Below are 12594 nucleotides of genomic sequence, written 5' to 3'. Positions count from 1 at the left end.
TGATCCGCTTCGATATTTGTAACCACTGAAATCATCGGTGTAAGGTGCAAGAATGACGCATCACTCTCATCTGCTTCAGCAACCAGGTATCGAGACCCACCCAGACTTGCATTGGTACCCGCGCTATTTAAGCGACCACCGATCACATACGTAGGGTCTAAACCTGCCTCGGCGAGTACCGATGCAATCAAACTGGTTGTAGTTGTTTTGCCATGCGTTCCCGCAATCGCGATACCGTGACGATAACGCATTATTTCAGCCAGCATTTCTGCTCGCGGAACAATTGGCGTACGGTGCTCTCTGGCTGCAGCCACTTCCGGGTTGTTTTCATCAATCGCAGAAGAAACCACTACTACATCGGCTTGTGCGACATTTTCCGCATCATGCCCAAAATAGATTTTCACTCCTAATGAAGCGAGTCGTTTTGTCACTGCTGACTCATTTAAATCTGAACCCGAGATTTGGTAACCCTGGTTACGTAGCACTTCTGCAATTCCGCACATGCCCGCGCCACCAATACCTACGAAATGGATCAGACTGATACGGCGCATCTCTGGAATTTCACTCAATACCATGCTTCCTGCATGCTTTAGTACACTCGCATTTGGTTTATCAGGCATAGCAGACTCTCCTACATTCACTGGCTACATTCTCTGTTGCGTCTGCTTTGGCTAATTTTCTTGCTGCCTCGGACAAAATCGATATTCTCTCGGGTTTACTAAATAAAGGAGCCAAGACCTCACTCAAGGTCGACTCGCTCAAATCCTGTTGGTCTAATAACCATGCCGCACCGCCCTTGGTCATATACTGGGCATTGAGCGTTTGGTGGTCATCGACCGCATGAGGATAAGGGATGAGGATCGCTCCCAAGCCCGCCACACATAGTTCAGATATGGTTAAAGCACCGGCTCGACAGATCACAAAGTCAGCCCAGCGATAGGCTGCGGCCATATCATCAATAAACTCACTTACCTGAGCTTTGACACCATACTTTTCATAACTTGCAGCCACGCCTTCGGACTTATTACGCCCTGTCTGGTGCCAAATTTCCGGTCTAATTTCTGCCCCCAAAGAGCTCATCGCACCAGGGAGCACTTCGTTTAGTCTGGCAGCTCCAAGGCTCCCACCCAACACCAGCACTCTGATCGGCCCAGATTTCGAAACACTGTCTTTGCTTGAATAAAATAACTCGCAGATTTCATCTCTCAATGGGTTGCCAGTCAGCACAACTTTACTCGCATCTTCAAAGGCTTCAGGAAAAGCTGACATCACTGAATCTGCCATTTTCGCGAGTACTTTATTGGTCATTCCTGCTACGGCATTCTGTTCGTGAACCAATAAAGGCTTACCCAAGAGTTTTGCCGCCAAGCCACCAGGCCCAGAAGCGAAGCCTCCCATACCTAACACGGCATCGGGTCTTGTTTTCCTAAGCACTAATAAAGCCTGGAAAACGGCTTTAGCGATCTTCAAGGGTGCTAAAGCTTTGCTTAATATGCCTTTACCGCGAACACCACTGACGGAAATACCGTAAAAAGGGATTCCAGCGTCTTGCACTACTCGCTCTTCCATACCACCGACTGAACCTAGCCAAACAACTTTTTCATTGCGGCTCATTAGTTTCTTTGCCGTTGCTAAGGCTGGAAATACATGCCCGCCAGTGCCACCAGCCATCACAAGGAATGTTTTATCACGCATGGATAAGCTCCTTGTCTTTGGTCTGTTCTGAGTCTGGCTCATCTTCAATCGCCATCAGGTCACGGTGAATTCTTAACAACACGCCTATACACATACAACTCACAATCAGGCTACTACCGCCATAACTTACCAATGGCAGCGTCAGGCCTTTAGTCGGTAGCAAGCCCATATTGACGCCTATGTTTATAAAAGACTGAACCGCGAATAAGATGCCAATGCCGTAGGCAAAATAGGCGCTGAATAATTGCTTTTTCTTTTCTGCCAAATAGCCTATGCGTAAGGATCTGTAGACCAAAACGACAAACAACGAAACAACAAGCAATGTACCAATCAAACCAAACTCTTCTGCCATAATGGCAAAAACGAAATCGGTATGAGCCTCGGGCAAGTAAAATTGCTTTTGAATACTGTTGCCTAAACCTACGCCCGACCAGTCCCCACGCCCAAATGCGATCAAAGACTGAATCACCTGATATCCACTACCATAGGGATCTGCCCAAGGATCGGTATAGCCCACTAAACGCTTTAATCTGTAGGGCTGCGAATAAATCAGTAAGGCCACAGATGCTAAACAGCCTAGAATCAGAATAATAAACTGCCCTAATCTCGCACCACTGAGGAAAATCATTCCCAGAAAGGCACAACCAATTACAACGGTAGAACCTAAGTCCGGCTCACTAAGCAGCAATAAGGCAACCAAAGCCAAGACCAACATCGGCTTTGCAAAGCCCCACCATGTTGTACGCACCTCATCTAAACGTCTCACTAAATAGCCTGCGAGATAAGCCACCAACAAAAGCTTCGCCAATTCAGAAGGCTGAAAATTCAAGCTACCTAAACTAATCCAGCGTGTACTGCCATTAACTGTTTTACCAACGCCTGGGAGAATGACCACCAAAAGCATTAGTAAAGACAAACTCAGCGCAAGCCAGCCAGTCTTCTGCCACCACGAAGATGGCAACTGGTAAGTAAATACGCCGGCGATACAACCCAAGACAATGAAAATGCCGTGGCGAATCACATAGTGAAATGGGTTTCCATTTCTGGCATCCGCAATATCTACCGAAGCCGATGCAATCATAATCAAGCCAGTCAGCAGCAATAGAACACTAACGAACAACATGACATGATCTGTACGTGGCTCAATGCGAAGCGAGTCTTTGCTTTGCAGCAATCCAGGCATGCCAGCTCTAGCGATAGAAAGTGTCATAAGGCCAAAACCTCCTGCTCAAACATATCGCCTCGCTGCTCGTAACTTTTGAACATATCGAAACTTGCGCATGCTGGAGACAACAACACAGCGTCACCTTCTTCTGCCCGAGCCTTGGCTTGTTGAACTGCCTGCTCCAGGTTAGCAACACGAAGCGTTTCAACCTTATCTTTTAAAACAGCTTCTATTAACTCCGCATCCTGTCCAAATAGCAGCGCCAGTTTCCCAAACTTTTGCATAGGCTCGAGCAAGCCGGAAATATCAGCACCTTTACTATCGCCTCCGGCAATTAGCAGTACCTTTCCATCTAAATTCGCACCAATACTGCTAATGGCTGTTTGGGCTGCACCCGCATTCGTTCCTTTTGAGTCATTGATATAATCAACACCGTCTACAGACCTGATATGCTGACAACGGTGACGTAGCCCCTTATAACTTTTCAGAGCATTCGCCATCGCATCCATAGGCAAGCCAACAGATGTTCCTAATGCCAAAGCAGCTAGCGCGTTCGAAAGATTATGCTCGCCGCAGATCTTCAAATCTTTTACGGGCAAAATACTGTCAAAGCCCTTCACTAGATGACGCTGGCCATCAATGTCCATACAGGAAAACTTATTTAAGTCTGCTCTATTCAAGCCAAAGTGAAGCAGCTCCATTCCTTCAGCTTGTAAGGGCTGACTGAGCACCTCATCATCATTAACAATGACTTTTTTAGCGCCAAAAAATATACGTTGCTTAGCCTGTAAATATGCAATTTTGCTCTCATAGCGATCCATATGATCTTCAGAGAGATTTAGCATAACAACGCTTTCTGCACTTAAATGATCTGTCGTCTCTAGCTGAAAACTGGATAGTTCTAGAATATATAGCTCACTTGAGTTATCTAGTAACTCAAGTGCTGGGGTCCCTAGGTTTCCACCAACACCAACATTTAGCCCTGCCTGCTCTGCCATTTCACCCAGCAAAGTTGTGACGGTACTTTTACCATTAGAGCCGGTAATCGCAACAATCGGCGCCTTAGCGGCTTCAGCAAACAGGTCGATATCACCTCGAACTCGCACACCGCTTTTGATAGCGGCCTGGATTTCTGGTGTTGCCAGGGCAATTCCCGGGCTCAGAATGATTTCAGTTGCTGAGCACAAAAGCTCTTGGTCAAAGCCACCTGTTATACATTGAACATTCGGATAATCAGCATGCAAGCCTTCAAGCCCGGGCGGCTCTTCACGGCTATCCATGACACATAGCTGACAGCCTTGCGACGCTAAAAAGCGCACGCACGAAAGCCCGGTCTTACCAAGACCGACAATAACGACTTTCTTATCTGTCACAATTGTATTCACAGCTTGCCTTATCTAACTTTCAGGGTCGCAAGACCAATTAATACCAATACCACGGTGATTATCCAGAAACGTACGATTACACGAGGCTCTGGCCAACCTTTTAATTCAAAATGGTGATGCAAGGGAGCCATTCTAAATATTCTGCGCCCGGTCAATTTAAACGAAGCGACCTGCAGAATGACCGATACGGTTTCCATCACAAATACGCCCCCCATAATGAATAAAACAATTTCCTGCCTTACCATCACAGCGACAACACCCAAGGCGGCACCCAACGCTAAGGCGCCAACATCCCCCATAAATACTTGAGCGGGATAGGTGTTAAACCAAAGAAAGCCCAAACCGGCACCTAACAAGGCACCACAAAAAACGATTAACTCACCCGTACCTGGCAGATAAGGGATATGTAGATATTCCGCAAACACACTATTACCTGATACATACGCAAAAATACCTAAGGCACCCGCCACGAGAACCGTAGGCATAATCGCCAAGCCGTCAAGACCGTCCGTCAGGTTGACGGCATTACTTGTCCCAACGATGACGAAGTAACTTAAGACGATGAACATGGGCCCTAAATCAAAAACAAAATCCTTAAATACCGGTACAATTAACGCGGTCTCCTGAGGTAGATCTGCTGTAAAGTACAAAAGCAATGCCGCAGCACCACCACAAACTGACTGCCAAAAGTATTTTGCTTTCGCTGGTAAACCTTTAGAGTTCTTTTCAACCACTTTTCGATAGTCATCTACCCAACCAATCGCACCGAATGACAGTGTCACGAATAGTGTAATCCAGACATATTTGTTACCCAGATTTCCCCAGATCAAAGTACTAATCGCCACAGCAACAATGATTAGAGTACCGCCCATCGTTGGCGTACCCGCTTTGCTTAAGTGAGACTGAGGACCATCGTCCCTTACAGACTGACCAATTTGATAATGGCTCAACTTCTTGATCATCATCGGGCCAACCCATAAGGAAATCATCAGGGCAGTTAAAACCCCTAGGATTCCTCGCAAGGTTAAATACTGAAACACCGACAAGAACCCAAATGTTTCAGATAAAACGGATGACAACCAATACAGCATTAGTGAACTCTTCTCTTAATTAAATTTACAACTTCATCCATTGCTGCGCTTCTGGACCCTTTGATCATCACGATCTTATTTTTGTGCTGATCTTTCACTAGGTGCTCTGCAAGCAAGGCTTTGTCTTCAAAAACCAATGCATTCTCACCAATACTTTCACTCATCTGTTTTGCGTATTGCCCTATCAAGCAAAACTCTTCGATTCCTAATTCAAGCGCATAAGTCGCTACATCTATATGCGCGTCATGCGCATGCGCACCAAGTTCAGCCATTTCACCCAGCACGGCAATTCGATACCCCGCCTGCATAGACAAGACATTAAGGGCTGCTTTCATCGAAGCCGGATTTGCGTTGTAACTGTCGTCTAATAAAGTGATGTCATTAATGAAAGCTGTGTTCATACGCCCTTCTGTCGACTCAACCTTTGCCAAGCCTTTTGCTACACCTTCCAAGTCGCATCCAACAGCAATTGCAGCAGTCGCTGCTGCGAGAGCATTTTGGATTTGATGCAAACCTGGCACAGGCAAACCAACCCTTACGCTCTCTTCGTGATAATTCAATGTAAAGCAGCTTCCTTCGGCTTCACATTCAACATCACTTGCAAAGACATCCGCATTTTCACTTTCCTGTGAGAAAGACAAACTTTGCCTTCCTCCCAAGCGCTCTAACCAAGTCATATAGGCTGGGTCATCGAAGTTTATTATTCCAACGCCGTCAGCGCTTAAGGAGTCATAAATTTCTCCTTTGCCTTCGACGATCGCTTCGTAATCACCAAATACTTCAATGTGAGCGCTGCCAGCATTCAAAACCATTGCAACATCTGGTCGGGCCATATTGCTTAGATAGGCAATATCACCTTTCGCTCTCGCTCCCATTTCCACAACTGAAAACTGGTGTTCAGCATTTATGTCTAACAAAGTTAACGGCACACCCACTTCGTTATTGAAATTACCCTTCGTTGCCGCGGTCTTGCCGTATTCTGATAAAACAGCTTTCAACATATTCTTAGTACTGGTTTTGCCTGCTGACCCCGTCAAACCAACTAACTTTCCGCAAAACCTCTGTCGATTAAGTGAAGCAATTGAAGCAAGCGCTTTGTCAGTATCGTTAACTTGTAAATATGAAATCTGTTTGGCTGTCATCCCCTCATCTTCGATATACTGCGATACACTTGCTAAATCTTGTTCGCCAATAACACCTGCACAGCCCTTTCGCAGCGCATCAACAATAAATTCATGCCCATCAAATCTTTCGCCCTTTAAGGCCAAGTAAACATCACCTTCGTTAACGGTACGTGAATCAATAGATAGGCAAGTAAAGCCCGTATCATCACCCAATAAAGTACCCGGCAAAGCTTTAGCCAAAGAGGAGAAAGTCATGACATCAATCATTAATGACCTCCTCTAGCGCCTTAGGAAGAACAGCTGCTCCCGAAATCAATTCACGCACAGTTTCGATATCACTAAAGTAGTGGCGCTGACCTTTCACTTCTTGCCACGTTTCATGACCTTTACCCGCCACAAGAATGACATCATCTGCTACTGACTTTTCGAGCATTTTCTGTATTGCCATTCGTCGCTCGTGTATCACTTCCACCTTCGATGGCTGCGCAAAGCCCGCTAAAATATCTGCGATGATCGCTTCTGGTGATTCTCCTCGTGGATTGTCATCACTGAGGACAATGTCATCTGCAAGCGCTTCGGCAACTCTTGCCATCTCGGCGCGTTTTCCTTGATCACGGTCACCACCACAACCAAATATCACCCTTAGAGAGCCACTGCAAAGAGGCGCTAGCGTTTTAAGTACATTTTCCAAAGCATCAGGTGTATGTGCATAATCAACTACGACTGTAGGTTGATTCACAGACCGAAGCACTTCCATACGGCCATCAACCGCTTTAATCTTTTTAACTCGCGACTCAACGCTTTCGAGGTCGTTCATCGCCGTGGCAGCTGCAAGCACAGCTAACAAATTGCTTAAGTTAAATTCGCCCAGCAATGGGGAGTCGATCATTACCTGACCTACTGAAGCCTTGATCAATGCGTGTATACCCGATGACGAAAGCTCGTTCGTCAATACCGCAACATCAGCAGCTTTACTTGAAACCGCATAACTCGTAATGTTTGTGCCTGGCGTAACAGCGGCTTTAAAATCGCTGAACAGGTCATCATCTCGATTTAGTACTGCAAAGGCCAAGCTCGTGTTCTGAAATAGCTTCTGCTTGGCTTGCGCGTAGTCGGACATTGAACCATGGTAATCCAAGTGATCACGAGTCAAATTGGTGAACACTGCTCCATAAAACTGGACGCCATCTACCCGGTTCTGACATAAGCCGTGCGAAGATACTTCCATCACTACAAACTTTGCACCCGCGTCACGCATATTAGCCAAATGCCGATGCACCTCGATCACATCGGGTGTCGTGTAACCGGTCGCAACCAGAGCTTCCGTCTCCTCACCAAGCAAGCCATAACCCAAGGTTCCCATCACGCCACACTTATGCGGTCCTTGGGATATGTAAGAGGCAAGGTAGTTTGCTACTGAGGTCTTGCCGTTCGTACCGGTGACACCGATTACTTTAATTTCTTCACTTGGCCTAAAGAAGAAGCGAGCCGCTATCTCTCCCATACTCTGGCGAAGGCCCTGCAAGCAGATCTCTATCGCTGCTTTATCTTCATATATTCGGCAGTTAGTATTTCCATCGCGTAGTACTGCGTTTGCACCGCGTTCAATAGCTTCTGCAACGTACAGCTCAAGCTGAGCTTCATCACTAGCAATCGCAATGAACACATCACCTTTTTGAACTTTTCTACTATCGATCGAAATACCTGAAACTCGTGTATCCAGCGCTGCAGGCACATTACAAATACCTCGGAGCAAATCAACCAATGAGTGAGCATAGATATTTTGCATACTACCCTCTGCTCGCTAAAATTGATTTGCCAGAAGACAAGGCTGAACTTTCTTTATCGGGGCTGACATCAAGCAAGCGCATCGTGCCATTCACAACTCGTGAAAAAACTGGCGCCGCAACCTCACCACCATAATATTCCGCACCTTGCGGACCATCGATCACTACCACCATGGCGACTTCGGGTTTATCTATTGGCGCGACGCCGGCAAACAGCGCTTTGTACTGGCTCTCTTCATAACCCGAGCTTCCTACACTGTGAACAGTGCCCGTTTTGCCTCCGACTTCATACATTGGCAATTGCGCTCGCGTTCCTGTTCCACCCTTGGCAACAACAGCCTTCATAGCTTTTCTCAAGGAATCAGAAACATCCGAGCTCAAAATCTGCTCTCCTGGGTAATGCTCTTCACGATAAACAAGACCCAAAGGGTGCTTTACACCACCATTCCCTAATATCATATAAGCTTGGGCAAGTTGCAGTGCGGTAGCATTCAGACCGTAACCATAAGACATGGCTGCAACTTCAATTGGCTGCCAATGCGAAGAGTCTGGCAAAGAACCTATACTCTCTCCAGGAAAGCCAATTCCCGTTCCCTGCCCAAAACCAAGCCGGCTAAACATATCCCAAACGACATCACCACTAAGATCCAGCGCTATACGACTGGTTCCAACATTACTACTTTTGGCAATAATATTAAGGACACTTAGCTCACCGTAGTTTCTGTGATCTCGAATTGACTTACGCCCTAAACGCAAATAACCCGGAGATGTATCCAGGCGGGTATTCAGTGTGTATTTGTTTGTCTCTAATGCCGCGGCTATCGTTGCTAACTTCATCGTCGAGCCCGGTTCAAATACATCGGTGATCGCTCGATTCCTCAAATGCGCAACATTTATATTGCTACGATTATTTGGGTTATAGGAGGGCTGATTTGCCATCGCTAAAACATCGCCTGAGTGAATGTCGAGTACGACTATCGACCCGGCTTTCGCTTTATGAGTCTCGACGGCAGCCTTGAGTTCTCGATAAGCCAGATATTGAATCCTCATATCTAGACTCAAACGAATATCCTTTCCTGGGCTAGCTGTTTTTACAGCACCAAAATCTTTGATCACTCGCTGCTTTCTGTCTTTCAGGACTCTGCGCTTTCCCGGTTCGCCGCTTAGCCAGTCATCATAGGAGAGTTCAATCCCCTCCTGGCCGTGCTTATCAATATTAGTAAAACCGACAACATGAGCAGCCACTTCACCCGCTGGATAGTATCGCTTGTATTCTCGTTTGCTATAGATCCCATCTAAATTTAAAGCAAGCACTTTGCTTACTTCATGAGGCGCCATTTTTCGCTTAAGGTAGATGAAGTGCCTATTTTTGCTGCGCTCTAGCTTGTCGGCCAGTTTCTCATAGCTTTGTCCAAGCGCTTCAGCCAAGGCTTTAGCTTGGGCAACATTCAAGTTCAGATAACGAGGATCTGCATAAACCGTTTCAACCGGAGCGCTAACCGCCAAAGGCACACCATGGCGATCCATAATTACGCCACGATGAGCATCCAGCGTTTCAAAGCGAATAGTACGTGCATCACCCTGCTCTGCTAAAAATGCCTGCTCATAAACATGCAAGTCTATCGCACGATAAAAAAGTGCGAGACCACACAAAGCCAAAAAGCCCAGCAGAAACCAATACCGCCAGGCTAAATTGCTTTTAGAAATGTCTTTTGAGCGATTCACTAATCAGCACTCTTTTATTTATAGTTAGTAAATTAACTGGATTTTTTCAGTTTCTGGCACTTCCATACCCAAGCTTTCGCGCGCCACTGACTCAATTCTATTAGGCGAGCTCCATGCACTTTGTTCTAATAACAATTGCGCCCACTCGAGCTGAAGCTGATCATTTTTTTCTAGCAAAATTGCTTGCTCTGCAAATAGCTGCCGACTCAAGTGAGAAGAGTACACAACACCAATTGCTGACAAGACGATTATCAGTAACAACATGCCGGTCACCACAAAACCTTTAAAGGAAACCTGCCTTAACAAATGAAGCAAGCCATCTAGGGCCAAAGCCATTCGCTCCATCACCGTCATCTCTGAAGAGTTTTCCCGCACCGCCTCAACGCCGCGTTCACCGTGGCGAACTACCGACGTCAATCTAGACATTAACAACATAAGCCTATTCATCAGAAACTCTCTCCAACACTCGCATTACAGCGCTACGCGCCCGAACGTTATTTTCTATTTCTGCTTTACTCGGTTTAATCGCCTTTCCAACTAGCTTAAAGCCTCGAACAATATCTTTTTCAAAAACGGGCACCCCCGGCGGAGGCGCATCACCTTTTGCTTTTTCACGCATAAAGCGCTTAACAATACGATCTTCGAGTGAATGAAAGCTAATAACAACTAAACGGCCACCGACTGCTAAACTCTCACTTGCTTCGTCCAGCAATCGCTCTAAATCACTCAATTCATCATTAACTTTAATTCGAATAGCCTGAAACACCCTGGTCGCCGGGTGCTTATGTTTTTCCCAAGACGGGTTCGCGTCCTTCACTATTTTCGACAGTTTTGCAGTCGTATCAATTTCCTGACCCAGCAATGCCTCTTTGATACCTCTAGCTATTTTCCTAGCAAACTTTTCTTCGCCATAATCGAAAAATACCTGAACCATCTCTTTCTCATCGACCTCTTTGATCCACTGTGCGGCACTCACTCCGCGCGTGGTATCCATCCGCATATCTAGCGGACCATCATTCATAAAACTGAAGCCTCTCTCAGCATTATCAAGCTGCGGAGATGACACACCCAAATCCGCTAACACGCCCGAAACTTTCTCTTGCCCACAAACTCTCAAATGCTCACGAATATCTGCGAAGGAGCCGTGCACAATCGAAAATCGCTCTTCATCAACAAATCGACTCTGTGCCGCAGATATTGCTTCCAAATCTTTGTCAATAGCGATCAACGAGCCATCTTTATCCAAAGCTTCTAGTATTTTTGAGCTATGCCCACCACGACCAAAGGTTGCATCAACATAGGCACCTGAAGAATTCGTCACCAATAAGTCAACTGCTTCTTGTAATAGCACCGTCTCGTGCATATGTTGCTCACAACTCATACCAATGTGTCCAATTCAATCAACATATACATTACAGAGACAAATTCAGCATTTGCTCAGGAATATCATCATCCTGATCTGCTTCATCTAACCAATTAAACCAACTGTCTTCACTCCAAAGCTCAAACTTCTTTCCTTGACCCACCAACATCAACTTCTTCTCGAGATTTGCATACTCTCTAAGTGTTGGCGGCACAAGAATTCGCCCATTCCCATCCATTTCCAAAGGCGTCGCATAACCAATCAACAAACGCTGAGTGCGTCGCGCAATCTTGTTGAAACTTGGCAGGCTTTCAATTTGAGGCAATATCTCTTTCCATTGATCTTCTGGGTAGACGAGCAAGCAGCGCTCCTCAGTATGCGCAGTCACAACAATACGGCCATCACAAAAAGACGCCAACGATTCCCGAATCTTAGTCGGAATCGCCATGCGACCTTTAGCATCCATATTGATTGCGTGACTACCTAAAAACAAAATTACGCCTCGAAACCCACAAAAAACTGAAAAATACCCAAAATTAACCACTTTTTTCTACTTTTACCCACTATAGGAACTAGAACTCCACAAATCAAGCAAAATAGACGGGTAGCCAAAGGGAAAAATACTCAAAAAACACAATAACTTAGAGAGATATAGGCAAAATCGGAAGGCACAGAGAGACTCTTATCTTTTAACAACAAAAAGATAGCGTGAAAACTTAAGAAACCACTTTAAGAGTAAGATTTTTTTCTTATTAAAAGACAAGAAATGGGGATTTTTTTAACTAGGAAAAGTAAAGAGTTTGCCGATAAGCCGGGTTCTGTCGTGGACAATCATTCATCTAGACTAAACGTCACCATTTAGTTCAAGCAACCTACCCGAATTCAGCGCGAGCCACGCCAACGAATTCCTATTTGGTTTTGCTCCGAGAGGGGTTTACCATCGCCATGAACTGTTGCCAGTCATGCGGTGCGCTCTTACCGCACCTTTTCACCCTTACCGTTCCTAGCCAAGGCTAGAACTTAGGCGGTTCACTTTCTGCTGCACTTTCCGTAGGCTTTCGCCCCCCAGGGGTTACCTGGCACTCTGCTCTGTGGAGCCCGGACTTTCCTCTCCTCATGCTGAAAACTCAGCTAAGCAGCGATTGCCTGGCAAACTCAGGAATAACAGTATTACGGAAATACAGATAATTCAAGAAAAGAATAGATAAATATAACTAATCTCGAACCGTAGCAATGCGAACATTACTAATACTCGTTAG

The 12594-nt window shown here is 45.8% G+C and carries 11 protein-coding genes and 1 other RNA gene; all 12 read right to left on the bottom strand.

Annotation, left to right across the window (positions count from 1 at the left end):
- A partial coding sequence (murC, locus tag A3763_RS11240) for a UDP-N-acetylmuramate--L-alanine ligase (protein WP_231872176.1) occupies positions 1-620 on the bottom strand: 620 nt, incomplete at its 3' end.
- On the bottom strand, positions 613-1695 hold the full coding sequence (gene murG, locus A3763_RS27585; protein WP_068633061.1) for an undecaprenyldiphospho-muramoylpentapeptide beta-N-acetylglucosaminyltransferase: 1083 nt from the start codon (positions 1693-1695) through the stop codon (positions 613-615). The genes murC and murG, both read right to left, overlap by 8 nt.
- On the bottom strand, positions 1688-2905 hold the full coding sequence (gene ftsW / locus A3763_RS27580) for a putative lipid II flippase FtsW (protein WP_231872175.1): 1218 nt from the start codon (positions 2903-2905) through the stop codon (positions 1688-1690). Before ftsW ends, murG begins: the two co-directional genes overlap by 8 nt.
- A complete protein-coding gene (gene murD / locus A3763_RS11225) occupies positions 2902-4245 on the bottom strand; it encodes a UDP-N-acetylmuramoyl-L-alanine--D-glutamate ligase (RefSeq protein WP_068633063.1) in 1344 nt (447 codons plus the stop codon). The genes ftsW and murD overlap by 4 nt, the downstream gene beginning before the upstream one ends.
- 8 nt (positions 4246-4253) lie before the next feature.
- Positions 4254-5336, bottom strand: a complete 1083-nt coding sequence (gene mraY, locus A3763_RS11220; protein WP_068633065.1) for a phospho-N-acetylmuramoyl-pentapeptide-transferase — start codon at positions 5334-5336, stop codon at positions 4254-4256.
- The gene (gene murF, locus A3763_RS11215; RefSeq protein WP_068633067.1) at positions 5336-6727 is read right to left on the bottom strand and encodes a UDP-N-acetylmuramoyl-tripeptide--D-alanyl-D-alanine ligase; all 1392 of its coding nucleotides are present in this window, start codon (positions 6725-6727) and stop codon (positions 5336-5338) included. The genes mraY and murF overlap by 1 nt, the downstream gene beginning before the upstream one ends.
- Entirely contained in the window at positions 6720-8249 is a 1530-nt protein-coding gene (locus tag A3763_RS11210) for a UDP-N-acetylmuramoyl-L-alanyl-D-glutamate--2,6-diaminopimelate ligase (RefSeq protein ID WP_068633069.1), read from the bottom strand. The genes murF and A3763_RS11210 overlap by 8 nt, the downstream gene beginning before the upstream one ends.
- 1 nt (position 8250) lies before the next feature.
- Positions 8251-9972: a penicillin-binding protein 2 gene (locus A3763_RS11205; RefSeq protein WP_068516380.1), complete on the bottom strand. Its 1722-nt coding sequence runs from the start codon at positions 9970-9972 to the stop codon at positions 8251-8253.
- Between the two features lie 24 nt (positions 9973-9996).
- Positions 9997-10398, bottom strand: a complete 402-nt coding sequence (ftsL, locus tag A3763_RS28605) for a cell division protein FtsL (RefSeq protein WP_197470004.1) — start codon at positions 10396-10398, stop codon at positions 9997-9999.
- Positions 10399-10411: 13 nt separating this feature from the next.
- Complete coding sequence (rsmH, locus tag A3763_RS11195) at positions 10412-11353, bottom strand: 16S rRNA (cytosine(1402)-N(4))-methyltransferase RsmH (RefSeq protein ID WP_068553776.1); 942 nt, start codon at positions 11351-11353, stop codon at positions 10412-10414.
- Positions 11354-11384: 31 nt separating this feature from the next.
- Positions 11385-11828, bottom strand: a complete 444-nt coding sequence (gene mraZ / locus A3763_RS11190) for a division/cell wall cluster transcriptional repressor MraZ (RefSeq protein ID WP_068516386.1) — start codon at positions 11826-11828, stop codon at positions 11385-11387.
- A gap of 298 nt (positions 11829-12126) precedes the next feature.
- An RNA gene (gene rnpB, locus A3763_RS11185) (RNase P RNA component class A) lies at positions 12127-12493 on the bottom strand.
- Positions 12494-12594 lie beyond the last annotated feature (101 nt).

The organism is Oleiphilus sp. HI0128, from assembly GCF_001635365.1.
Note: the sequence above shows the minus strand (reverse complement) of the source record. Positions and strands in the feature narration are given on the sequence as shown.